The following is a 23,484-nucleotide window of genomic DNA, read 5'->3' as shown; positions in this document are numbered from 1 at the left end:
GGGCGGCGGTGGCGCGGTGAGCGGCCGGGGCCCGTCGCCACGGGCAGCGGTCGGGGGGCTGGTCCACGAGTCCAGCACCTTCATGGTCGAGTACCTCGGCACCGCCGACCTGGCGGCCTTCTCCTGCCACCACGGTCCCGACCTGATCACCGAGTTCGGCGGCACCGCCACCGTCACCGGCGGCTACCTGGACGCGTGCGCCGGTGCCGGGGCGGAGGTCCACCCGGCGGCCCACGCACGCGCCGAGCCCGGACCGGCGGTCGGCGCAGACGCGTACCGGGAGCTGGAGGAACGGCTGCTGGCGCAGCTGCGTGCCGCCGGGGACTGCGACGTGGTACTGCTCGACCTGCACGGGGCCGGGGTCGTGGTCCCGGACCGTTCGATGGACGTGGCCGTGTTGCAGGCCGTACGCGCGCTGCTGCCGCGCGCCGTGCTGGCCGTCACCATGGACCTGCACGCCAACGTGCCGCCGGCGCTGCTCGACCTCGCGGACGTGGTGACGGGCTTCCACGAGTACCCGCACACCGACGCCGCCGACCGCTCGCGGCTCGCCGGCGAGCTGGCGTTCGCGGCCGCCCGGGGAGCCGTGACGCCGGTGCTCGCGCAGCACAGGCTGCCGATGCTGTTGCCGCCCTCGCCGACCGTCGCCGGGTCGCCGGCCGCCGAACTGCGCGACCTGGTGCGCGAGATCGAGGCCCGGCCCGGGGTGCTGGCCTGCACCGTCTTCCACGGCTTCCCGTACGCGGACACCGAGCAGGCCGCGGCGAGCGTGGTCACCGTCACGGACGGCGATCACGCGCTCGCCGAGAAGTGCGGTGCCGAGGTCGCCACCTGGCTGACGGTCCACCGGGAACGGTTCCGGACCGCACCGCTCACGCCCGAGCAGGCCCTTCACGAGGCGCTCGCCGGCGCCCCCGGCACCGTCGTCATCGGCGACGGCAGCGACAATCCGGGGTGCGGCGGTGCCGGCGACAGCACCTACCTGCTGCGGGCCCTGCTCCAGGTGCCGGAGCCCACGTGTTTCGCCACCGTATGGGACCCGGAGACGGTCGCGGCGGCCGTGCGAGCGGGCGTCGGCGCCACCCTCCCGGTCCGGCTCGGCGGGCGGCACGACTGGGCGAGCGGCCCGCCGGTGGAGGCCGAGGGCACGGTGCGCGCGCTCACGGACGGGGTGATCGTGCAGACCGCGATGCGGCGCGGCAAGCGGGCCGACTTCGGCACCAGCGCCCGGATCACCGTCGGTACCTGCGACGTGATCGTCGCCTCGCAGCGCCGGCAGGTGCTGGACCCGGAGATCCTGCTGCTGCACGGGTGTGTCCCGGAGCGCTACCGGATCGTGGCGGTGAAGTCCGTCAACCACTTCCGGGCCGGCTTCGCCGGTGTGAGCGACCGGATGCTGGTGGCGGACGCTCCCGGGCCCACGGCCAGGACCATCGAGCAGATCCCCCGCACAGGCCCCACCCGGCTGCTGTGGCCGATGTCGGCACGGACGGCGACCCGCTGACGCCAGGGAGACCCTCATGGACGTGATGAACACGGTGCTGACCCGCCGGAGCGTCGCCCGGCTCACCGATCCCGGGCCGGACGACGACACGTTGCTCGAACTCGTCGAGGCCGCGTCGACCGCACCCGACCACGGGCGCCTCACGCCCTGGCGCCTGGTCGTGGTCCGCGGGTCGGGCCGCGAACGGCTCGGCAGGGCCCTGGCACAGGACGCGGGCGACCGGCTGGCCGGCGAGCGGGCCCGCGGCAAGCCGCTGCGCGCCCCGCTGCTGGTGACGATCGTGTTCAGCCCGCGGCTGCCGCACCCCAAGGTGCCGGAGTGGGAGCAACTGGCCGCCACCGTCTCCATGGTCCAGACGCTGCACCTGCTGCTGCACAGCCGCGGTTGGGGCGCGATCTGGCGCACCGGTGCGGCGGTGGACTCGGCGGCGGTACGCGAGTGTCTCGGGGTCGACGACGGCGAACGCCTGCTGGGCTGGCTGTACGTGGGGACGCCGGATGGCAGGGTGGCCCCGGCGCCGCGGCCCCGGATCGATGTGCGGGAGCGGGTGAGCGTGCTCGAACTGCGGGATGAGGGGGTACGGTCCCCGTGTCGGACGCCGACCACCGAGGATGGCGTACATGAACGCGTACTTCGAGAACATCGGTGACGGTCGGTTCCTGCCGACCAAGCACACCCAGGGGCCCTGGTCCGCGGACTACCAGCATTTCGGTCCGCCCGGTGCACTGCTGGCCCGGGAGATCGAGCGGTGCGCAGCCGGTGACGGCGATGAGCAGGGTGGTGGTGGCCCGGCACTGGCGCTGGGCCGGATCGGCTACGACATCCTGGGGCCCATCCCGCTGCGTCCCCTGACGGTCCGGGCCTGGGTGGAACGCCCGGGCCGTCGGGTGCGGCTGGTGCGCGGCGAGCTGTCGGAGGCCGGTCGGCCGCTGGTGTCCGCCGCGGCGTGGGCCGTGCTGCCCGCGCCCGATGATGTGCCCGTCGCCGGTGCGCAGCGCCTTCCGCCGGCCGGGCCACCCGGTCCCGATGACGTTGCGGCGAGTGCCCCGAGCGACTGGACGTGCGGCTTCCTCGACTCCGTCGAATGGCACTTCGCGCGGGGCAGCTACGGCCGGCCGGGGCCGGCCGCCGTCTGGCTGCGACCTCGGGTGCCCCTGCTGGACGGCGAGCCGATGTCACCGGTCCAGCGGACCGTGCTGTCCGTCGACTCCGCCAACGGCATCAGCGCCGAACTGGACATCCGGGCCTGGGGGTTCGTGCCGCCCGAGCTGACCGTGCACCTGCTGCGCCCGCCCGTCGGCGAGTGGCTCTGCCTGGACGCCGAGACCAGCCTGGGCCCCGGGTTCCCGGGACTCACCACGTCGACCCTGTTCGACGCGGCGGGCCCGGTCGCCCGCTCGGCCCAGACCCTGCTGGTGCACCACCGTTGAGACGGGCCCCGGCCCGGCGGGCGTCAGCCGCGCAGCGTGCGCACGCGGTCGGCCAGCAGGGCCGGGGTGTCCGCCTCGAACAGGTCCCTGGCGGACAGCGGCACCCCGAGGGCGTCGGACAGTGCGGCCATGGTCGCGGTCGCCAGCAGCGAGTGGCCGCCGAGCGCCGCGAACTGGTCGTGCACGCCGATCCCGCCGACCCCGAGCACGAGTTCCCACTCGGCGACGATGTCGCGTTCGACGTCGTCGCGCGGTGCGACGTACGGCGTGTCGAGGTCGGGGCGGTCCTCGGGGAGCGCGACGGCGCGCAGGGCGGCCCGGTCGATCTTGCCGCCGGGGGTGAGCGGGATGCGGTCGTGGGCCAGGAAGACGGACGGGATCATGTGGTCCGGCAGCCGTTCGCCGAGGAAGGCGCGGAGTTCCTCGACGGACAGCGGGTCCGGTCCGGTCACGGCGAGGTGCGCCACGAGTCGCTGGTCGCCCCTCGCCGCATCGTCCGCACGTGCCTCGACCACCGCCTCCCGCACCCGGTCGTGCCGGGTCAGCGCGGCCTCGATCTCACCGGTCTCGATCCGGAAGCCGCGCACCTTGACCTGGTGGTCCAACCGGCCCAGGAACTCCACCGCGCCGTCCGGGAGGTGCCGCACCCGGTCTCCGGTGCGGTACATCCGGGCTTCCGGCTCGGCCGTGAACGGGTCGGGGACGAACCGCTCCGCGGTCAGCTCGGGCCGGTTCCAGTAGCCTGCGCCGACGCCCTCACCGCCGATGTACAGCTCCCCGGGCAGGCCGGGCGGCACCGGCTCGCCACGCTCGTCGAGCACGTACATCCGCTGGCCGGGCAGCGGCCTGCCCCACGGCACCGCCGCACGCAGGGTGTCCGCCTCGGTCACCGGGTGGGAGGTGGTGGTGAAGGACACCTCCGTCATCCCGGCGAAGTTGAACGCCCGGCTGCCGGGCGCGAGGTCGGCCAGCATCCCGGGCACCTCGGGCGGGAACCGGTCGCCGCCCAGCGCGACCGTGCGCAGTTGGGGCGGGAGTCCGCGCCCGGTTGCGTACGCCTCGTCCAGGGCGCCTCTGAACAGCGCCGGAGTGGAGCTCCAGACGGTGAGGTCGGCACGGTGCGCGAGGTCGAGCAGCCGAGCCGGGTCGGTTGCCTCGTCCTGCTCGGGGATCACCAGGCAGCCGCCGGAGATCAGGGTGGAGAGCACGTCGAACGCCGACATGTCGAAGTTGGGCGACGACGTCTGGAGCAGCCGGGTGGTCGAGCCCAGCCGGAGCCTGCTCACCAGCGACCGCATGGTGTTCAGCACGCCGCGATGGGTGTTGGCGGCGCCCTTGGGCAGTCCGGTGGAGCCTGAGGTGTAGATGACGTAGCACAACGACTCCGGGGTGGCCCCGGCGTCGAAGGGCTCGGCGGCGTCCCCGTCGTCGCCGGCGTCGACGCCGTCCTGCCCGGCGTCCAGCAGCAGTACCGTGGCGGACCCGCCGCCCAGCAGTGGCGCGGACGCCGCGTCGGTCAGCACCACCGGCGCCGCGCTGTCGGAGAGCATGAACGCCAGCCGCTCCGCCGGATACGCCGGATCCAGCGGCACCCATGCGGCGCCCGCCTTGAGGACGGCGAGGATGCCGACGATGACGTTCACCGAGCGGCGTGCGCAGATGCCGACGACGCGCCCGGGGCCCGCCCCGTGGCCCGCCAGCGTCCTGGCGAGGCGCTCGGCACGACGGTCCAGCTCCCCGTAGGTCAGGAGGGTGCCGGCGCAGAGTGCGGCGGGTGCGTCCGGTGCGCTGCGGGCCTGCCGGGCGATGAGTTCGTGCAGGCAGCCCTCGGGCGGCTCCACGGGCCCGGTGCGGTTCCACTCCTGGAGCACCAGGTGCCGTTCCGCCGCGGTGAGCAACGGCAGGTGTGCGATCGGGGCCGCCGGGTCGTCGGCCGCGGCCGCGAGCAGCAGCGGGTAGCGGGCCGCCAGCCGCTCCGCCGTGACCGGTTCGAACAGCTCGGTGGCGTACTCCAGGGTCCCGTCGAAACCGCCGCCGGCCTGCGGTTCCAGCACCAGCCGCAGCTCGTGGGGGGAACCGGTGCGGGGCAGCCGCAGCGGGGTCAGCGGGAGGGTGCCCAGCGTGGCCGGCAGCAGCGGCCGTTCGCGTACGGTCAGGGCCACCGCGGCGGCAGCGGACGGTTCGCCGGTCGGTCCCGCTTCGGCCACCTCCCGCAGCAGGGCGCGGAAGGTCGCCGCCGCTGCGGTGTCCGCGCGGCTCAGCCGGGGATCGCCGGATTTGGTGGTGCAGGCCACCGCCGTCTCGGCACCGGCGCCGAGCCGGGACAGCAGGGCGTGCAACCCGGCCAGCAGCGCGACGCTCTCGTCGGCTCCGCTCTCCTTGGCCAGGTCGCGCAGGGCGGAAGCGGTCCCGGCCGGGACGCTGAGCGGCACGGTGGCGGCGATCTGGGTGAGCGCCGACGGGCGGGGCCAGTCGGTGGGCAACGTGCCGGACGGCACCGAGGAGGGCACGGCCTCCGCAGGTGGGGGGTCGGTGGGGGCGGATGTCCGGCCGGGCCGGCCGTAGGCGGCGCACAGCTCGCGCAGCAGCAGTCCGAACGAGGCCTCGTCCAGCACCGCCCGGTGCGCGGCGGCGGTGAGCACCGCACCGTCCGGCACCAGCAGCAGCCGCAGGCGCGGCCATGCGCCGTCGTCGGGGTGGTCGATCCCGTGACCCACCGCCACCTCCTCCAGGATGTCCCGCACCGCCTCTTCACGCTCGGCGGCGGGAACGTGGCGCAGGTCGACGACGGACAGCTCGGCGCCGGCCCGGCTGGCGCGCAGCGCTTCGCGCAGCGCGGCCACGTCGACCGGTCCCACGACGCTGCCGGCGACGGCCAGTACCTGGGTGGGGCCGCTGTACACGGTGGGCGGGGAGAGAGGTGCGGGGCCGGCGCCTGTCATCGAAGACGTCCCTTCTCCCGCCGCGGTGATCGGCGGGCCCTGGTGAGTGCTGGCTGGTCGAGCGGGGTCTGGCTGATCTCGGTCCGGGTGCCCCGGCTTTCGGTGCGGGCCTACGGCCTGGCGACGGCCGCACCGGGCTCGCCGAGCGCGGTCCGGGTGAGGTCGGCCGCCAGCCGGGCGAGGTAGGGCCGTTCGCACCCGCGGAAGAAGAAGTGGCCGCCGGGCATCCGGTGCAGCCGGAAGTCCCGTGGGTTCTCGCGCCGCCAGGCCGCAAGGCCGATCGGGGTCGTGGCGGTGTCGCCGGTGCCGGCGTAGACGCGTACGGGGCAGTCCAGCGGCGGCCCGCCGGCGTAGCGGTACCCGGCGAGCAAGGTCAGGTCGGCACGGAGCACGGGCAGGACGGCGTCCATCAACGGGCGGTCGGCGAGCGCCTGCTCGGCCATCCCGCCGAGCCGCAGGAGCAGCTCGACCAACTGGTCGTCCGGCAGGTCGTCCCGCTCGGGGGCGGCCACCGACGGGGCGTCCCGGGAGGACACCACCAGCGCGACCGGCGACGGGCCGCCCCGGCGTGCCAGCGCCCGTGCGGTGTGCAGGGCGGGCACCGAGCCCATGCTGTGCCCGTACACCGCAGTCGGCCGGTCGGGCAGCTCGTCCAGAGCGGCGGTCACCCCGTCGCGTATCTCGTCGAACGAGGTGGCGAACGGCTCTCCGTAACGGCCGCCGTGGCCCGGCAGTTCGACGGCTGCCAGCTCCACGTACGGCGGCAGCAGGGCGGCCCAGGGCCGGTAGAACGCGGCGGAGCTGCCGGCCGGCGGCAGGCACACCATCCGTACCCGGGCGCCAGGCCGGGGGTGCCAGACGTGCAGCCAGCCGCCCTCCGGCCCACCGCTGCTACGCACGCACCGCTCCCGCACCGCTCAGGTCGCGGACGATCGCGTCGATCTCCCGGTCGGGGTCGGTCCGGTCGGTTTGCAGTCCCTTGGTCACCAGCCGCGTGGCGCTCTTGGCGAACCGTACGATGTCGTCCATGGTCATCCCCTGCGCCATCAGATAGGGGATGCACCAGATGCTCAGCCCGTACAGTGGCATGAGAGCCGGTCCCTGCACCCGGCGGATCAACTCGATCTTCCACTCGGCCGCTTCCTGCCAGCTCATGGTGGCGTGCCGCCAGGAGTAGCCGCTGCCCTCGATGCCGTACTCCTCCCGCTTCTTCTCGATGGGGGCGAGGACGTCGTGGTAGTAGAGCTGGACGTTGTAGAAGGTGGGCTGGGTCTGGTTGAGGAAGTCGATGGTGTTGGTGACGCTCTCCTCGTTCTCGCCCGGGAAGCCCAGCACGATGGAGGCCAGGGTGACGATGCCGCGCCGGGTGAGCTCCTGGATGCCGTACGCGTAGCGGTCGGTCCGGGCGAACTTCGTCATGTTCTTCAGGATCCGCTGGTCACCGGATTCGATGCCGAGGAAGACCCCGACGCACCCGGCCTCCGCCATCAGGTCGAACGCCTCGTCGTCGGCGTTGGAGCAGCGGAAGAAGGAGACCCACCGGAGGTCGAACTTGTTCTCGATCATCATCCGGCAGATCTTCTTGAAGCGCGGCAGGGGAACGTTGAACGTGTCGTCCACGAAGATGATGTTGCGCAGCCCGTGGTCGCACAGGTAGCGCAGTTCGGCCTCGATGGTGGAGACGTCGCTCAGGGTGAGCGGCCCGGCCATGGCGGGGTAGTTGCAGAAGGCGCAGCCGAAGGAGCAGCTGCGCGAGGTGCGCATGTAGGTGGTCGGCGTGTAGTAGCCGGGGTCGAACAGCGACCAGTCGACGGCGTTCTCGTTCAGGTCGTTGTTCTCGACCATGGGCAGCGTGCGCAGCAGCGGACCGCGCGGCTGCGCCCGGTCGCGGTAGATCAGGTTCGGGGTGCGGCTCAGGTCGCCGCCCTTGTCGCGCAGCGCGCCCAGCACCGAGGCGAGGGTGTCCTCCCCTTGGGCGGAGTCGATGTAGATGTCCGCGCCGATCGCCCGCAGCAACACGTCCTGGACGCGTGCCGGCTGTCCGGCACAGAGGTTGTGCACCCGTGGCCCGCCCACGATGACGGGCACGTCCGGGTTGTGCTCCCGTACGAACCGGATGATCTGCCGAATCGGTTCGTCGTCGACGTAGTAGGTCGTGGTGATGGCGACGGCCCGGGGGGACCGGGCCAGTGACTGCGCCAGCTGCGCCTTGCCGGTGTTGAAGAAGTTGACGATGTCGACGCCGAAGCCCCGGCGACGCAGGAAGCTGGCGAGGTAGGCAACCCCGAGGCTGGGCATCTCGAATGCCGTCAGGTGGGAGGGCTGCCCCGTCATGCGCTCCCGTACGGCGTTGAGCAGGTCCATGTACGTTCTGCGCGTGTCGCCGAGGAGTACGGAGTTGGTCAGCAGTTCCTGATACGAGCCGGAGGTCGTCTCGAACGCCTGCTGCGCGCGGGCGAAGTCGCCGAAGTCGATCTCGTTGAAGCCGATCAGAACGCAGTCCGGACTGTCCACGTCTGTCACCTGGGTCTCCCGCAGCTGTCTGACGGTGCATGATCGTGCTCGGCCGGTCGATCGGCCGTCGGATGGGCACCGGCCGACAGCGGTGGAGCGCCCGCTCGGGGGCTCCACCGCCGGCAGCCGACGAAAGTCAGGTCGGACAGGGCCCGGGGCCTCTCGTCCGGATCACACGCTGGGCCTGATCCGGACGAAGGTCCCTACGGGTGCAGCGAGGCGCCCTTCACGACCTTGTCGATCGCCTTGCGGTCACCCCGCATGGCCAGACCGACCAGATTGAGCTTCTCGGAGGGAACGGCCTTGACCTGCGCCCGGTTGTCCTCGTCGTTGTTGGTGACGAACAGCTCTTCGGTGTAGACAGCGACCGGAATCTCACGCCGCAGCGCGCGCTCGTGGATCTGGCGGAGCTTGTCGCCGTCGGCGGCGAACACCAGCACCGGCTGGCGAAACATCGGCAGGTACTGCACGCCCGAGCCGTCCTCGTACGGCTCGCCGGTCACGTTCTCCACGGTGGCGGCGATGCCGCTCACGGTGAACGCGGTGATGTTGAGCTTCTGCCATGTTTCAAGGTCTTCTCGCAGAACCACGGCGATCTTGGTGTCCCAGACCACCGGCGTCGGCGCGTTCTCGTCGGTCATGTGGTGTTGCCTCCTCGGATCGTGCAGTGCGGCACGCAATCGGGCCAGGCGTGCACGCACCGTGATTCTCTCTGGTCCAAGCACGCGCTGTCTTGGACGTTCTTGCCTTTTCCCGGGCGTGCCGCGGCGATGGACACCCGGGGCCACTCGTGCCATGGGTGCCACGGACGCCACGGGTGCGGACTCCGTCCGCGGGGTGGGTCCGTCCGGTCACTTCCGGGGCGGGTCCTGGGAGGTGGCGCGGGCGTGGTCGGCCAGTCGCCGGGCGGCGGAGGCCAGCACCTCCTCGTCCTTGCAGAAGGCCAGCCGCACCAGCGGGCGCCCGGCCGCCTTGTCGTCGTAGAGCGCCACGCTGGGGATGGCCGCCACCCCCGCCTCCGCCACCAGGGTGCGGCACAGCGCCTGCCCGTCCGCGCTGCCGAAGGACCGGGCGTCCATCTGCACGAAGTAGGTGCTGTTGCTCGGGTAGGTGGTGATGCCGCCCGCCCGCAGGCCGGCGACCAGCAGATCGCGGCGGCGCTCCAGGCCCGCCCGCAGCTCCTCGACCCAGGGCATGCACGTGGTCAGCCCCACCGCCACGGCGGCCTGGAGCGGTGTGCCGGTGCCGAAGGTCAGGTACTGCTTGACGGTGCGGACCGTGCTGACCAGCCGGGCGGGGCCGCAGGCCCAGCCCACCTTCCAGCCGGTGGAGCTGAACGTCTTGCCGGCCGAGGAGATCGACAGGACGCGGTCGCGCATGCCCGGCAGTGCGGCCAGCGGGAGGTGGCGCATCCGGTCGTAGACCAGGTACTCGTACACCTCGTCGGTGACGGCGATCAGGTCGTGCTCGACGCAGCACCGGGCGATGAGTTCGAGCTCCGCCGCTTCGAACACCTTGCCCGTCGGGTTGTGCGGGGAGTTGAGCAGGATCACCTTGGTGCGCGGTCCGATGGCGCGGCGCAACGCGTCGGGGTCGAAGGTGAAGCGGGTGCCGTCGTACTCCAGCAGGACGGGCACGCGGCGCACCTGCGCCATGGCCAGGCAGGCGCTGTAGGAGTCGTACAGCGGGTCGAAGACGACGACCTCGTCGCCCGGGTCGCAGAGTCCGATCAGCGCGGCGGCTATCGCCTCGGTCGCCCCGGCCGTCACGACGATCTCCTCGTCCGGGTCGTAGCCGACGCCGTGGTCGTCCGCCCGCCGCTTGGCTATCGCGGCCCGCAGCGCGGGCAGCCCGACGGCCGGCGGGTACTGGTTCATGCCCTGCGCGATCGCGTCACGGGCGGCTTCGAGCAGCTCGGGCGGGCCGTCGCTGTCCGGGAAGCCCTGTCCGAGGTTGGCCGCCCCGGTCTGCTGCGCGAGGGCGGTCATCTCGCTGAAGATCGTCGGCCCGGCGTACGCACGCAGTCGCGCGGCGATGAACGCGTCGGTCACGGTGCCTCCCCCTGATGGCTCGGTCGATGGCTGCCCTGGCGTGCCGGCCTCATGACGTGGCCTTCCTCGCGCGCAGCCGCACCCGCCCGCTCACCGCGAGCCATGCGCCGACCAGCATCAGCATCGCGCCGGCGCCCTGGATCCAGCCCAGCCCTTCGCCCAGGAACAGCGCGGCGCCTCCCGCGCCGAACACCGGCGACAGGAACATCATCGCCGAGGCCGTGGCGGGTCCCACCGCCCGCACTCCGCGGTAGTAGAAGACGTACGCCACCGCCGTCGGACCGATGGCCAGGTAGGCCACCACCAGCCAGAAGCCGCCGGACAGGCCGGTCCACGCGACCGTGGTCGCCGCGGGCAGCGCCACGATGCCGAGCATCACCGAGCCGCTCATCGTCGCCAGGGCGGTGGCCCGCACCGGATCGCCGGTGAGCATCCGCTTGGACACCAGCGTGTACGCCGCCCAGGACACCGCCGCCGCCACGTAGACGAGGTCGCCCAACAGCCGCTGCCGGTCGGACAGGCCGCCGACACCGAGCAGGAAGACCACGGCTCCGCCGATGCCCAGCGCGAGCCCGGCGGCGCGCGCCGCCGAGGTGCGCTGCCGCTGGATCAGCACCGTGAAGGCGGTGGTGAGCACCGGCGCGAAGACCGGCACCAGGATGCTGCCGTCGATCGAGGGGGCCAGCGAGAGCCCCCAGAAGAAGAGGGTGTTGTAACCGAAGACGCCCAGGGCGCCGGCGATCGCGGTACGGCCCAGGTCCCTGCGGCTCACGGACAGCCGGCCACCGGTGGCGAGCAGCCACGCGAGCATGGCAAGACCGCCGAAACCGAACCTCAGCAGGGCGGCGACCTGGTGCGGGACGGTCTCGACCGCCGCCTTCGACAGGGGGAAGGCGCTGCCCCACAACGCCATGTTGAGGGTGAGCGTCACATAGACCGAGGTGCCGCCCTCTGACCGGCTTCCGCCGCCCGCCGCGTCCGCAGCGGCATGCCCGTCCCGCGCTGCGACCGGGGCCTGCGGGTCCGGTGTGTCCTGTGCGCCGGTTCTTTGTAACATAAGCTGTTCAACACCTTTGTACGTATATTCCGGTCATTCTTTGGCTTCGTGACATCTTGTTCGTCACCGGTGGCTGCGTGCCCGGGCACCGCGCGCTCAAGGCCGCGGAATCCGGTCCACGTGCCGGACACCGTCGTGGGCCACGTGGCCGCCGATCTCGGCGTGGTCCTCGCCCACGGGGCGGGCCTTCACCACCGAGCCACGTCCGTGGTGGATCGTCAGTTCCCGGCCGGTGCGGGCACTGAGCAGCAACGAGGCGGATCCGCACGCCTCGTCCTCGAGCACCCCGAAGTCGGCGGCGAAGACCCGGGCCCGCACCTCGCCCGCCGCCTCGTCCTGCCAGGCCCAGGTCTGCGTCCGCCGCCACCGCTTCTCCTCGTCGACCGGCGACTGCCCTTCCATCGGGGGCGGTACGAGGCCCTCGACCTCGGCGGCGCTGCCGAGGTGCTCGTGTATCCAGGGCGGGGCGTCCGCGACCGCGCCGCGCACCCAGGTCGTCCCGTCGGGGTCGGTGCGCGTCAGCACCGGCTCCGCGAGCCGCACGGGGCGCAGTTCCCTGGGCGGGTGGCCGGTGGTGCGGGCGAGCAGCGCGCTGACGCCGACCAGCGGGTGGCCCGCGAAGGCCAGCTCGCAGGCGGGTGTGAAGATCTGGAGCCGTGCGGTCGGCACGTCGTCGACGAAGACCGTCTCGCTGTAGCCGAGTCGGGTGGCCAGCTCCTGTCGCTCGTCCGCCTCCCAGTCCGCCGCGTCGAGCAGCACCGCCAGCAGGTTGCCGAACGCTCCGTCCTCGTCCGTGAAGACGCGCAGGACATGCACTTCCACCATGGTTTTCCTCCGTGATGCGTGACAGGTCGCGGATCGGCCCGCGGCAGCGGACGCCGGCTGGCCGGGGTGGACCAGGGGACGCGTGCGGCTAGCGTTGCCCCGTGGCGCCCACCTTGAACTGATGGGGCGTCACCCCGGTGTAGCGCTTGAACACCCGGTTCAGATGGGCCTGATCGTAGAATCCGAGATCACGTGCGATGCCCACCGCGCGCGCCCCGCCGGCCAGCAGTTGCCTGGCCCGCTTGACCCGCAGCAGGTTCTGGAAGGCGTGCGGCGGCATGCCCAGCTCGGCGTTGAACAACCGGGACAGCCGGAACGGGCTGATGCAGGCGACGGTCCCGAGCTCGACCAGCGAGACCTTCTCCGCCAACCGGGACTCGAGGTACTCCCGGGCGATCGACACCGCCTGGTTCCCGTCCCTCGGCGGCGGCTCGGGCCCGCCCGGGCGCGGCTCGGCGTACCGGTTGCACAGCACCTCTCCGAGTTCCGCCAGCAACTCCTCCTGGAGCAGCCGGTTGTCGGCACCGGGCGCGGCCGGCGTCAGCGCCTGGTGCGTGCGGTCCAGCAGCGCGGCGAGCCGCGGGTCCCGTACGACGGTGTCCCGGAACTCGATCGGACAGCCGCGCGGCCCGCCGTCCGCCGCGTCCCCGTCGTCGAACTGCCCCAGGGCTCCCGCCCCCAGATACAGCACCCGGTAGCGGTAGCCCTCCGGATGCGCGAGACAGCCGGTGTGGACCTCGCCTGCGTTGATCAGGAACACCTCGCCCGCGGTCGCGGTGTGGATCTCGCCCCGGTAGAGGAAGGAGGCCGCACCGCTGTCCATGAGCGCCACGGTGGCCGCCTCGTGGGTGTGGCGCGGATACTGGTGCTGCCTGAAGTGGGCGTGCAGCACCTCGACCCCGTGGACGGGGGGCATCCAGAACGTGGATAAGTCCTTGGGCTTGCCCATGGGCCCGACTATAGCGGCGCGATGCTTCGCCTCATGGCATGAAGATCGGCCGATCGAGCCCGCCGGCACATGCCGAATACGGCGGTATTTCGATACGACATTCCACCTGATCGAGTCAGAAACCGACGAGATCCCGCCGCCCGCGGACCGCGCCACCGAGCCTTAAAAACGATCATCAGGGCGGATGCTTCTACTCCACTCCGGCGAACGTGGCCGGCCCGATCCCATCCTTAGCCGTGGGCAGTCACCGCGTGTCGGGTCGGCTTGCCCGCTGGCCCGCGGCGGCGGCCGAACTCCCTGCGCACATGGACGCGCCAGGCGGTCGAGGGTATCGATGGAGGGCGAAGGAATCGGTGGGGTCGAGGTCCCACGGCGACGTTCTCCCTCGAGACAGCGAGATCGCGAGATCGCGAGATCGCGACACATGAGGAGTGGATCCATGCCCGCCCTGGTGCACGGCCCGCGGATCGCCATCGTCGGGGGCGGCATCGGTGGCCTGGCCGCCGGCGGCTTCCTGCACCGCGCGGGGCTGGCCGCCACCGTCTACGAACAGGCCCCGGCGCTCGCCGAGGTCGGCGCCGGACTGGTGCTGGCCCCCAATGCCGTACGGCTGCTGCGGCAGCTCGGCGTCATGGAACGGTTTCTCCGCCGGGCCGTGCCGCTGGACTGGGGATGGGAGTTCCGTCGCTGGGCCGACGGCAGCGTCCTCTCGGTGGAGAGGCTGACCGGTGTCTGCGAACGGCTCTACGGTGAGCGCACGTACGTCGCGCACCGGGCCGATCTGCTCGACACCGTCAGGACGGCGGTGCCCCAGGACCGGATCCGGCTGAACGCACGCTGCACCTCGGTCCACGCGCGCCCGAACGGGGCACTGCTGCGTTTCGCCGACGGAAGCCGGACGGAGGCCGACGTCGTCATCGGCGCCGACGGCGTGCACTCCGTCGTCCGCGGCGCGGTGGCCGAGCCCACCCCGCCGGAGTACTCCGGCGTGTGCGCCTTCCGCACCATCGTGCCCGCCCGGGTCGCCCCTGAGTTCGCCCTTCGCCGCGCCCAGACCCTCTGGCTCGGGCCGGGCCGGCACTTCGTGCACTACCCGATCTCCGGCGGCAGCGCCGTCAACGTCGTGGCGTTCGCCCCCGCCGGGGACTACACCGACGAGTCGTGGAGCGCGACGGCCACGACCGAGGAGTTCCACGCCGAGTTCGCCGGCTGGGATCGACGGGTGACGGACCTCATCGCCGCCGGCGGTGTCCCCGGGCGCTGGGCGCTGCTGGACCGGGCGCCGCTGCCGCACTGGACCCGGGGCAGGATCACACTGCTCGGGGACGCCGCCCATCCCATGTTCCCCTTCTTCGCGCAGGGCGCGGCGCAGTCCATCGAGGACGCCGCCGTGCTGGCACGCTGCCTCGCCGCGTCCGTGCCCGACCCCGAGCGCGCCCTGGAGCGGTACGAGTCGGCACGCATCGCACGCACCACGCGCCTCCAACAGGTCAGCCACGCCCGCCGGGACGTCAACCACCTGCCCGACGGGCCCGAGCAACAGGCACGTGACACCGCTCTCGCCGGGTCCGATCCCCTGGCGGGCAACGCCTGGATCTATGGCTACGACGCCGAGGGCGCCCGCCTCACCCCGTGACCGCCGAGCACACGTACGCGCACCCGCCTGATGAGCGCCACGGTGTGGGGGCGACCGGCCGGCGGCTTCGAGGCGGCGACGTTCCGGGTCTCCCCGCGGGTCAGCACTCACGCGGCCATCACCGCGCACCCGGGCGCCGCGCTCCTCCCGCCCGTTCCGTCCAGCGAGACAGCGGGTGCGGCCGGGTGCCGACCGGCACTCGTCGGCACCGGCGCCCCGGGGCTGCAAGTGGCATGGCGAATCGGGCTACGATCAGTCCCCAGCACGCAGGGTGAGCCTCGCCGGCACGCACGCCACCTGAGGCGACGTCAGTAAAGGCAGCAAGGAGTCAGCATGAGTCCGACCAGATCTGACCGCCGGCGGCCGCACTCTCCTGGCGATTGAGTTCGTAGATGTGTGCTGTGACATGGCAGAACACCTCAACAGAGCCGATCGTGTAGAGAGAGGCGTCCCGTGTTCTACAACGTACTCAAGTACGTGTTCCTCGGCCCGCTGCTGCGCCTGCTGTTCCGGCCCCGGATCGAGGGCCTCGATCACGTTCCGACCACCGGTGCCGCCATCGTCGCCGGGAACCACCTGTCGTTCTCCGACCACTTCGTGATGCCGGCGATCCTCAAACGGCGCATCACCTTCCTCGCGAAGGCGGAGTACTTCACCGGGGGCGGCATCAAGGGCCGGCTCACCGCCGCGTTCTTCCACAGCATCGGGCAGATCCCGGTGGACCGCTCGGGCAAGGAGGCCGGTCAGGCCGCCATCCGGGAGGGCCTCGGCGTCCTGTCCAAGGGCGAGTTGCTCGGCATCTACCCGGAAGGCACCCGCTCGCACGACGGTCGCCTCTACAAGGGCAAGGTCGGCGTGGCCGCCATGGCCCTCCAGGCCCGGGTGCCCGTCGTACCGTGCGCGATGATCGGCACCTTCGAGGCGCAGCCGCCCGGCCAGAAGCTGCCCAAGGTCCAGCACCGGGTGACGATCCGCTTCGGAGCGCCCCTGGACTTCTCCCGCTACTACGGCATGGAGAACGAGAAGGCCGTGCTGCGGGCGGTCGTCGACGAGATCATGTACACCATCCTGGAGCTGTCGGACCAGGAGTACGTGGACAAGTACGCCGCCGTGGCCAAGGCCGAGCAGGCCGAGCAGCAGGGCGGCTCGGAGGCGGCGACAGGTCGGAAGTTCCCGCGCCTACCGCTGAGCTGACGCAACGCTCGGGTCGAGGCGGCGCCCCGGTGGGAATCCATCGGACAAACCCGGAATCTGCGGTTGGCTAAACACTCTGGTTGCGTCGCGCGGCCGGAGCGTACGGTCCGGCTCATGGGACACGCGGTGGTGATCGGGGCAACGGGCCAGATCGGACGCGCAGCGGTACGGGCGCTCGCCGAGGACGGCTGGACGGTGACGGCGGGCTCGCGGGGCGGCGGCCGGGACGACGGATGGCCCGCGGAGGTGCGCGCGGTCACGCTCGACCGCGCTGACGACGCCGCGCTCGCCGCCGTCGTCGGCGAGGGGTGCGACGTCCTGGTCGACATCGTCGCCTTCGATGCCGAGCACGCCCGGCAGCTGGTGTCGCTCGCCGATCGGGTCGGCTCGGCGGTGGTGATCTCCAGTGCCGCCATCTACGCCGACGAGACCGGCCGCAGCTTCGACACCCAGCTGGAGCCCGACGGCTTCCCGCAGTACCCGGTGCCGATCCCGGAGACGCAGTCCACGGTCGCGCCGGGCGAGCAGAGCTACGGCACCAAGAAGGTGGCCCTGGAGCGCGAGCTGCTGGCGGCCGGCGACCGGCTGCCCACGACCCTGCTGCGGGCCGGGGCGGTGTACGGCCCGCACTGCCGCTCACCGCGCGAGCTGTACTTCGTCAAGCGCAATCTGGACGGCAGGCGCACCCGGGTCCTCGCGCATCGCGGCGAGAACCGCTTCCACCCGGCGAGCGTGCGCAACCTCGCCGAGCTGATCCGGCTCGCGGCGGCCCGGCCGGGCTCGCGGGTGCTGAACGCCGGAGATCCGGAGGTCCCCACCGTCCGGGAGATCGGCGCGGCGATCGACGCCGTCATGGGCGTCGAGACCGAGACGGTGCTCCTGCCGGGCGCTGCGCCGTCGCTCGCCGTCGGCGACACCCCCTGGACGACGGCCCACCCGGTCGTCTACGACATGGCGGCGGCCGAGCGGGAGATCGGCTACCGCCCCGTCGTCTCCTACGCGGACGCACTGCCGGAGACGGTGGAGTGGCTGGCGGGACAGCTACGGGATCGCGACTGGCGTGCGGCCTTCCCCGACATGGCCAGCGCATACGACCCGGTGGTGGACCTCTTCGACTACGCGGCGGAAGACGCATGGCTGGCGACGTACACGTCCTGAGCAGCCCGGCTTGCCATCCGCGCCACCCTGCCGGCGACATCCCCCTTCCGCCGACCGGCCGGACCGCCACCGGCGGCTGGTCGCCGGCGCTAGGTCCTGTCCGGCGGATCAGGCCGCATACGGGTGGCGGTCACCTTTCGGCCCAGGTGAGCGGGGTCTGGTGCGTCCAGCTGCAAGGCGGAGGAGGGCGCCGACGCGGCGCGTTGGCAACCGACGACAACGCCGCAGATGGGCGTGCCAGACCCCGCGATCGCGGCAAGATCCGCCGGACAGGACCTAGCGGGCCTCGGTGCCCCGGTGCTCGGCAGCGATGCCGAACCGTGGCTCGCGTGGCGCGGGCGGTACCGCGTGGACGGCCGAGACGGCGCTGACCACCGGCTCCTCCGTCGTGTCCTGCTCCTCTTCGAGACGGCGCAGGTCAGCGGCCGAGACCAAGGCGACGAGCGGCTTGCCGTGGCGCGTGACGACCACGCGTTCACCGCCGTACACGACGCGGTTGATCAGATCGGCGAGCTCGGCCCGTGCTTGCGTCACGGGAATCTCGTAGGCCATGTTCTCTAGCTTAAGCGTGGTCCACGAGATCCACGTGATCCGTGCGGGGGGCACGGGAGTGCAGGTCAGAGGCGGTCGGGGTGCGAGGCGCCAGATCATGACGGCAGGCCGGACGTGCAGCGGACCGGCGGCCGAACGTATCGCACCGCTTCACGTACGTCCTGTACATTTCTTACAGGGCATGCCCCTACGGAGACCGCCACGAGGAGGCGTCCGCCATGACCCGTCAGTCCGGTCCGTTCAACCGCTATGTCCTGCCCGAATTCACCGAGCGCACCAGCGCCGGCCAGCGGACCATGGATCCGTATTCGAAGCTGCTCGACGAGCGCATCGTCTTCCTCGGCACACCGATCGACGACACCTCCGCGAACGATGTGATGGCACAGTTCATGCACCTCGAATACCAGACGCCGGACCGCGACATCTCGCTGTACATCAACTCCCCCGGCGGCTCGTTCAGCGCCATGACGGCCATCTACGACACCATGCAGTTCATCCGCTGCGACGTGGAGACCGTCTGCCTGGGACAGGCCGGCGCCGCTGCCGCGGTGCTGCTTGCCGCGGGCGCGCCCGGCAAGCGGTCCGCGCTGCCGGACGCTCGGATGCTGATCCACCAGCCGGCCGTCGCCGAGCCCATCCAGGGCCAGGCGGACGATCTCGCCATCCAGGCACGTGAGCTGCTACGCATCCGTGAGCAGTTGGAGGAGATGCTTGCCCGGCACACCGGCCGGAGCGTCGAGCGGATCAGTTCCGACATCGAGCGTGAGAAGATCCTCGACCCTCAGCAGGCGGTCGAGTACGGCCTGATCGACCAGGTGATCCCGAGCCGGCGGGGCACCCAGACCGAGTTCGGCGGGTGACCCGTTGATGCTGCCTCCCGAACTTCCCCCGCTGCCCGCGCTCACCCGCGCCGAAGGCGAGCTGATCGACCAGTACCTGGAGATCATCGACCTGCTGGGCCGGATCAATCCGGCGCGCGCCCACGACACGTACTCGGGGCTGCGGGCCGCCCAGGCCCTCGTGCCCAAGGCGGTCGCGCTGCGGGATGCGCTGGCGCTGATGCACCAGCGCGGCGAGAACGAACTGCACGCTCCGACGCTGACGCGCGCCCTGCGCGTACTGGACGGCGAGCGGCGCGCGGCGCGGGTCACGCTCCCTTCCCAGCAGGAGCTGCCCCCTGACTGAGGTCGATGAGCCGGTGCATCACGGTATGCGGCAGCGTCGGGTTGGCAGCGGCGCCGAACGCGCTGTCCATCCTGGTGAGCCGCCGCAGCAGCTCTCCGGCGGGGAACCTCGGGTCACGCAGCGCCCAGCACCCCACCTCCGGATCGTCGGCCAGCCGCAACGGCAGCTCCGGGCCCGCCTCCGGGTCGTGGAGCGCGGCCATCCGCAGCCGCGGATCGGGATCGTCCACGAATCGGGCCAGACCGGGCTTGGCGAAGTTGCGGTGATTCAGCAGGAATGCCGTACTCCGTTCATCCGCGACATACGCCTCCAGCAGCACTTCGTGCGGGGCGTCCTGGCTGGCGCACAGGTGCCGCCGCACCAACGGGTCCTCGTCCTCGGCCAACCGTCTCGCCACATCGTCCGGCAGGTGCGGCTGCCTGGCGAGCGCCCGTCGTAACCCGGCGTGTGCGGACACAGAGATCCGCCGTGCCGTATCAGGATCCGCCGCCTTCTGCGCCATCCAGGCGGGCCATGTGAACCAGTCCGGCACGTCGTACCGGATCGATGCGCGCTGTTCTTCGGTGAGGTCCTCCCGCATCGACAGGGCGAGCCGGACCGCGTTCTCGGGATCGTGGGCGAGCCTCAGGGCAAGGGTGAACGGTACGTCCAGGTCACCGGCGGCCTCACATCGGACGTGCGCCTCGGGGTGCGCCACCCGCAACTCGGCTGCCAGTACCTCCGGTTCTTCCCTGGGACGCAACAGTTCGGCGAGCTTCGCACGCACCTGCTCGGCGGGATCGTCGAGCAGTCGCTCCCGTACCGGTTGCGCGAGTCGTTCCCACAGCGGCCGGTTCAGCGCTGCCGCCCGTACCTGTGGGTCCTCGTCCTCGACGAGCCGGTCCTGCACGGCGGGCGGCAGGGGTTGATACCAGAGGACCGCCCGCCTGACCTTCGGATCCGGATCGCGTGCCAGCATCTCCAGCAGCTTCGCCGGGATCCGACGCTTGAACTCACCGACCATCACCGTGTACACGAGCCGAACCCGAGGCTCGGCGTCGTAGGCGAGCCGCATCAGCACATCGGGGTCCGCCGTCGGATTCTCCGCGACGTCCAGCCGGTGCCGCACATACGGCGACGCCACCACGATGGCGGTCGCCTCGGCATCGAGCCTTCGCATGGCGAGCCACCGGCCGGACCCGGGCAGCGCATCGCATGCCAACAGCCGCTCCAGCACGGCCCCCGGCATACCCGCATTGCACGTCAGCCCGTGAAGCCACTTGTGGGTGATGCGCTCATCTGCGGCAGCGGCCCGCTCCAGTCCGGCATCAGCTTGAGGCACGGATGGCACGGATGGCATGGATGGCATGTACCGATTCTCAACCATTTGGTGGGCCAGGACTCACCGCACCGATGAATACCGGAAGTCGGGGCCCTGATCACGACGGCACGGTGGTGCCGTCCCAGGAGAAGAAGGCGCCGGTTGGCCCGTCGTCCGGCAGGAGCGCCAGCCGTACGGCGCCCTCCGCTGCCTCTGCCGGTTCCCCGCCCGCCGCGGCCGCTCGGGCGTTGAGGGCGGCCTTCGACGGAAGGCGTTGGTGACGGCGACGACACCGAACACGTTGGTCTCGTAGGTGCGCCGGAGCTCCGCCACTCCGGTTTCGGTCGGCGGCGCGAGCGAGCACGACGGGCCCGCGTTGTTGACCAGGTGTTGAGGACCGTGCGGCCGTCGCCCCGACGGGCCGGATCAGCTCGTGGCGCCGTTCCTCGCGGCGAGCACGATCTGCGTCTGCGTGGTCTGTCCCACGAGCCGGTCCCTGTCGTCCCGCAGGTCGGTCTGTACGACGACGAGGGTGCCGCCGACGTGCAGGGGACGGGCGGTGGCGTGGACGCGCCCGGAGGTCACGGCACGCAGGAAGTTGGTCTTGGACTCCACCGTGGACGTCCCGGCGCCCGGCGGGAGGTTGAGGTAGGCGCAGACCGCTCCGACGGAGTCGGCCAGGGCCATCTGGGCGCCGCCATGCAGGATGCCGCCCGCGGTGCAGGCGTCCGGGGACCAGGGCAGGCTGCCCACGACTCGGTCAGGGGTGGCCTCGTGGAGTTCGATGCCGAGTCGCGCGGCGAAGGGCATGGCCGCCAGGAGGTCGGCCGGGCTGGGGGCTGCCGTTTCGGAGGGGGACATCGCCTGCTGCCTTTCCGGTGCGGGTATGCGTCTCGGGCACGTGGTGGCGGTCTCGGGCACGTGGTGGTGACAGTGTCCTCTGCCCGCGCGCCAGGTCGCAGCCCTGCCCGGCACCGGCCCCGCCCGCTCCGTCCGCCACGCACCGGTGGCTCAGCCGTGCAGCGGCAGCCGTGCGTCGTCGCGCAGCAGCAGCAGCGGAATACGCTCGAGCGGGGCGTCGAGGGGGTGCCACCGGGCTGGAGCCGAGGCGTTCACCATCCAGTACAGCTGGAGGAGCAGGACGCCGACGATCACGAGGGCGATCACCGTGCTGCTCCAGCGGCGGGCGGCGGGCGGCGGGGGACGGGGGACGGTATCGGGACTACCTCTCGGACTGTTCGGCGCGCACGGCCCGCAGGTACACGTCGACGGTGCGGCCACATCGGCGGCAACGCGGCGGACAGGCGGCGGGGTGGGCGTCACCCAGGGGAGGGCGGCGCAGGAGATGCTGCTGTCCGGGTGGTGACGACGGGCGAGGGGGTGGCCCGCGGTCGACACACCGGAGACGATGAGGACCTGGCCATGCCCTACTGACCATGCACTGGTGACCGTGCCCTACTGACCATGCACTGGTGACCGTGCACTACTGACCGTGCGCTTCAAGGGCCAGCACCGCGAAGGTGGCCAGCCAGTGTTCGGTGGTGAAGTCCCCGCCGTCCACGGCGGGCAGGCCCGCCGCGAGGTGCGCCTCGGACGCCTCCGTGAGGCGGGTGCGGACCGGTCCGTCCGGCAGGGCCGATGCGATCGAGCGCAGCGCGGCGGCCCGGCTCAGGGCAAGGCCCAGCAGGTGGCCGATCTGCGGGTCACGGTGGTCGGAGACGACGGGCACGTCCAGAAGCGGACAGGTCGCCCCGGAGCGCAGCGCGGGCAGGAAGCGGTCGAGCCACCGCGCGAACCGCTCCGCCGTCAGCACCCGCCGCATCGCGTCGGCCTCCGTCAGCGTCGGGGACAGGAAGTCCTGGCCGGAGGGCTCCCAGTGGGCCGGGGCGTCCCGGTCGTCGGCGAACCAGTCCAGCAGGCGCTGCCGCACGGCCCTGGTGGTCGCGTCGGAGAGCAGTCCCGCGTCGAGCATCAGCGTCAGGGAGAAGGCGCTGTTGGGGTGGTTCCCGTGCCGGACGGGATAGGTGGCCTTCGGCAGCCACTCGGCCATCAGCCGGTCGACCGCGGCCACTCCCGGAGCGAGGGCCGCGGCCCAGCGGTCGCCCGTCGCGCCTCCGTACGCCCGGCACTCGGCGGCGAGGGCCACCAGCCAGGCCCAGCCGTACGGCCGCTCGAACGAGGGGCGGTCGAGGAGGTAGGCGGCTTCGACGGCGAGGTTCTCAGGGGTGAGGTGCCGGTCGAACACGTCGACGGCCTCCGCGGTGTCCGCGAACGCGGGCGTGTTGCCGTGGCGGCGCAGCAGGCGGATGAGCAGCCAGTGCATATGGACCGACGAGTGCCAGTCGTACGCCCCGTAGAAGGCCGGATGGAGGTCGCCCGGCGCCGGCCGATCGTCCGGGGAGGTCATGAGGTGCGCGGGGAAGTTCGGGTACGCGCGGGTGATGTTCGCCAGGGCGCGGCGGGCGAAGCCGGCGGCGTACGGGGCGAGCGTCATCGGCGTCGTCAATGGACTGCTCCTTCGGTGACCTTCAGGTCCTGGCCGGCGGGCGTGTGCGCCGCGGCGACGAGCAGGGCGCGCAGCCCGCGCGCCACCGTGGCGGGTTCAAGGGCCGGGGCGGTGCCGTCGGTGACCTGCTCCGGCGCCCAGGGGACATGCACGAAACCGCCGCGGACGTGCGGGAACTCGGTGGCCACCAGGTGGCCGATGCCATAGGCGATGTGGTTGCAGACGAAGGTACCCGCGGTGTTGGAGACGGCGGCCGGCACACCGGCCTCGCGCAGGGCGGCGACGCATGCCTTTACGGGGAGGTTGGTGAAGTAGGCGGCGGGGCCGCCCGGGACGACCGGCTCGTCGATGGGCTGGTTGCCGGCGTTGTCGGGTATGCGGGCGTCGTCGATGTTGATGCCGACGCGTTCGACGGTGACGCCGGGGCGACCGCCTGCCTGGCCCAGGCACAGGACCAGATCGGGGACCGCCGCGCGGATCGCGTCGCGCAGCGCGTCGATGGATGTGTCGAAGACGCAGGGCAGTTCGGCGGCGGTGACGGTGAGCCCTTCGGGTGGCTCGGCGGCCACGAGCGAGGCCGCCTGCCAGGACGGGTTGACGCTCGCACCGTCGAAGGGAGCGAAACCGGTGATGAGCACACGCGTCACGGCGCTTCCTTTCCGGAGGATGGAGGATGACGGC

General features: G+C 72.0%; 22 protein-coding genes and 1 pseudogene. 8 read left to right on the top strand and 15 right to left on the bottom strand.

What is annotated here, in order from left to right; translation table 11 throughout:
- Positions 1–16: 16 nt before the first annotated feature.
- The 3 genes from NQO67_RS03500 to NQO67_RS03490 are packed head-to-tail and all read left to right on the top strand — an operon-like array spanning position 17 to position 2,934.
- A complete protein-coding gene (locus NQO67_RS03500) occupies positions 17–1,504 on the top strand; it encodes a M81 family metallopeptidase (protein ID WP_255946197.1) in 1,488 nt (495 codons plus the stop codon).
- Positions 1,505–1,520: 16 nt separating this feature from the next.
- Complete coding sequence (locus NQO67_RS03495) at positions 1,521–2,153, top strand: nitroreductase family protein (RefSeq protein WP_255946195.1); 633 nt, start codon at positions 1,521–1,523, stop codon at positions 2,151–2,153.
- On the top strand, positions 2,125–2,934 hold the full coding sequence (locus NQO67_RS03490) for a thioesterase family protein (RefSeq protein ID WP_255946193.1): 810 nt from the start codon (positions 2,125–2,127) through the stop codon (positions 2,932–2,934). The genes NQO67_RS03495 and NQO67_RS03490 overlap by 29 nt, the downstream gene beginning before the upstream one ends.
- A gap of 23 nt (positions 2,935–2,957) precedes the next feature.
- Here NQO67_RS03490 and NQO67_RS03485 read toward each other — a convergent pair whose 3' ends face one another.
- From NQO67_RS03485 to NQO67_RS03450, 8 genes are all read right to left on the bottom strand, one after another.
- Positions 2,958–5,876 carry a non-ribosomal peptide synthetase gene (locus tag NQO67_RS03485; RefSeq protein WP_255946191.1) on the bottom strand — a complete coding sequence of 973 codons (2,919 nt, stop codon included), beginning with the start codon at positions 5,874–5,876 and terminating at the stop codon, positions 2,958–2,960.
- A gap of 110 nt (positions 5,877–5,986) precedes the next feature.
- The gene (locus NQO67_RS03480) at positions 5,987–6,775 is read right to left on the bottom strand and encodes a thioesterase II family protein (RefSeq protein ID WP_255946189.1); all 789 of its coding nucleotides are present in this window, start codon (positions 6,773–6,775) and stop codon (positions 5,987–5,989) included.
- Positions 6,768–8,390 carry a B12-binding domain-containing radical SAM protein gene (locus NQO67_RS03475; protein ID WP_255946187.1) on the bottom strand — a complete coding sequence of 541 codons (1,623 nt, stop codon included), beginning with the start codon at positions 8,388–8,390 and terminating at the stop codon, positions 6,768–6,770. The genes NQO67_RS03480 and NQO67_RS03475 overlap by 8 nt, the downstream gene beginning before the upstream one ends.
- A 203-nt stretch (positions 8,391–8,593) precedes the next feature.
- Positions 8,594–9,031 (bottom strand): DUF2000 domain-containing protein, encoded by a 438-nt coding sequence (locus NQO67_RS03470; RefSeq protein WP_255946185.1) that lies wholly within the window; start codon positions 9,029–9,031, stop codon positions 8,594–8,596.
- Between the two features lie 210 nt (positions 9,032–9,241).
- Positions 9,242–10,441 (bottom strand): pyridoxal phosphate-dependent aminotransferase, encoded by a 1,200-nt coding sequence (locus NQO67_RS03465; protein WP_255946183.1) that lies wholly within the window; start codon positions 10,439–10,441, stop codon positions 9,242–9,244.
- Between the two features lie 49 nt (positions 10,442–10,490).
- Positions 10,491–11,498, bottom strand: a complete 1,008-nt coding sequence (locus NQO67_RS03460) for a DMT family transporter (protein ID WP_255946181.1) — start codon at positions 11,496–11,498, stop codon at positions 10,491–10,493.
- Positions 11,499–11,594: 96 nt separating this feature from the next.
- A complete protein-coding gene (locus NQO67_RS03455; RefSeq protein WP_255946179.1) occupies positions 11,595–12,323 on the bottom strand; it encodes a PhzF family phenazine biosynthesis protein in 729 nt (242 codons plus the stop codon).
- An 88-nt stretch (positions 12,324–12,411) separates the two neighbouring features.
- Positions 12,412–13,272 carry a helix-turn-helix domain-containing protein gene (locus tag NQO67_RS03450; RefSeq protein ID WP_255946177.1) on the bottom strand — a complete coding sequence of 287 codons (861 nt, stop codon included), beginning with the start codon at positions 13,270–13,272 and terminating at the stop codon, positions 12,412–12,414.
- Between the two features lie 439 nt (positions 13,273–13,711).
- On the opposite strand from NQO67_RS03450, the gene NQO67_RS03445 reads away from it, so the two are divergent.
- The 3 genes from NQO67_RS03445 (at position 13,712) to NQO67_RS03435 (ending at position 17,260) form a co-directional block, all read left to right on the top strand.
- Positions 13,712–14,908, top strand: coding sequence for an FAD-dependent monooxygenase (locus NQO67_RS03445; RefSeq protein WP_255946175.1), 1,197 nt, complete (start codon positions 13,712–13,714; stop codon positions 14,906–14,908).
- Between the two features lie 453 nt (positions 14,909–15,361).
- Positions 15,362–16,102 carry a lysophospholipid acyltransferase family protein gene (locus NQO67_RS03440; RefSeq protein ID WP_255946173.1) on the top strand — a complete coding sequence of 247 codons (741 nt, stop codon included), beginning with the start codon at positions 15,362–15,364 and terminating at the stop codon, positions 16,100–16,102.
- Between the two features lie 114 nt (positions 16,103–16,216).
- The gene (locus NQO67_RS03435) at positions 16,217–17,260 is read left to right on the top strand and encodes an NAD-dependent epimerase/dehydratase family protein (protein WP_255946171.1); all 1,044 of its coding nucleotides are present in this window, start codon (positions 16,217–16,219) and stop codon (positions 17,258–17,260) included.
- Positions 17,261–17,536: 276 nt separating this feature from the next.
- On the opposite strand, the gene NQO67_RS03430 is transcribed toward NQO67_RS03435, so the two are convergent.
- Positions 17,537–17,812: a type II toxin-antitoxin system Phd/YefM family antitoxin gene (locus NQO67_RS03430; protein WP_255946169.1), complete on the bottom strand. Its 276-nt coding sequence runs from the start codon at positions 17,810–17,812 to the stop codon at positions 17,537–17,539.
- A 218-nt stretch (positions 17,813–18,030) separates the two neighbouring features.
- Here NQO67_RS03430 and NQO67_RS03425 point away from each other — a divergent pair, with 218 nt between their 5' ends.
- A complete protein-coding gene (locus tag NQO67_RS03425; RefSeq protein ID WP_255946167.1) occupies positions 18,031–18,672 on the top strand; it encodes an ATP-dependent Clp protease proteolytic subunit in 642 nt (213 codons plus the stop codon).
- A 7-nt stretch (positions 18,673–18,679) separates the two neighbouring features.
- A complete protein-coding gene (locus tag NQO67_RS03420; protein WP_255946165.1) occupies positions 18,680–18,997 on the top strand; it encodes a hypothetical protein in 318 nt (105 codons plus the stop codon).
- Here NQO67_RS03420 and NQO67_RS03415 read toward each other — a convergent pair.
- The 6 genes and pseudogenes from NQO67_RS03415 to pcp form a co-directional block, all read right to left on the bottom strand.
- Positions 18,960–20,225, bottom strand: a complete 1,266-nt coding sequence (locus tag NQO67_RS03415; RefSeq protein WP_255946163.1) for a HEAT repeat domain-containing protein — start codon at positions 20,223–20,225, stop codon at positions 18,960–18,962. The two genes, NQO67_RS03420 and NQO67_RS03415, sit on opposite strands and share 38 nt — an antisense overlap.
- A 190-nt stretch (positions 20,226–20,415) precedes the next feature.
- A pseudogene (locus tag NQO67_RS03410) lies at positions 20,416–20,684 on the bottom strand (short-chain dehydrogenase); the annotation flags it as partial.
- Between the two features lie 39 nt (positions 20,685–20,723).
- Entirely contained in the window at positions 20,724–21,158 is a 435-nt protein-coding gene (locus NQO67_RS03405; protein WP_255946161.1) for a PaaI family thioesterase, read from the bottom strand.
- Positions 21,159–21,308: 150 nt separating this feature from the next.
- Entirely contained in the window at positions 21,309–21,464 is a 156-nt protein-coding gene (locus NQO67_RS03400; protein WP_255946159.1) for a hypothetical protein, read from the bottom strand.
- A 316-nt stretch (positions 21,465–21,780) separates the two neighbouring features.
- On the bottom strand, positions 21,781–22,791 hold the full coding sequence (locus NQO67_RS03395; protein WP_255946760.1) for a DUF2891 domain-containing protein: 1,011 nt from the start codon (positions 22,789–22,791) through the stop codon (positions 21,781–21,783).
- 8 nt (positions 22,792–22,799) lie between these two features.
- Complete coding sequence (pcp, locus tag NQO67_RS03390) at positions 22,800–23,450, bottom strand: pyroglutamyl-peptidase I (RefSeq protein WP_255946157.1); 651 nt, start codon at positions 23,448–23,450, stop codon at positions 22,800–22,802.
- Positions 23,451–23,484 lie beyond the last annotated feature (34 nt).

Source organism: Streptomyces odontomachi, assembly GCF_024435355.1.
Lineage (GTDB): Bacteria > Actinomycetota > Actinomycetes > Streptomycetales > Streptomycetaceae > Streptomyces > Streptomyces odontomachi.
This window is presented reverse-complemented; position numbering and strand designations above follow the sequence as displayed.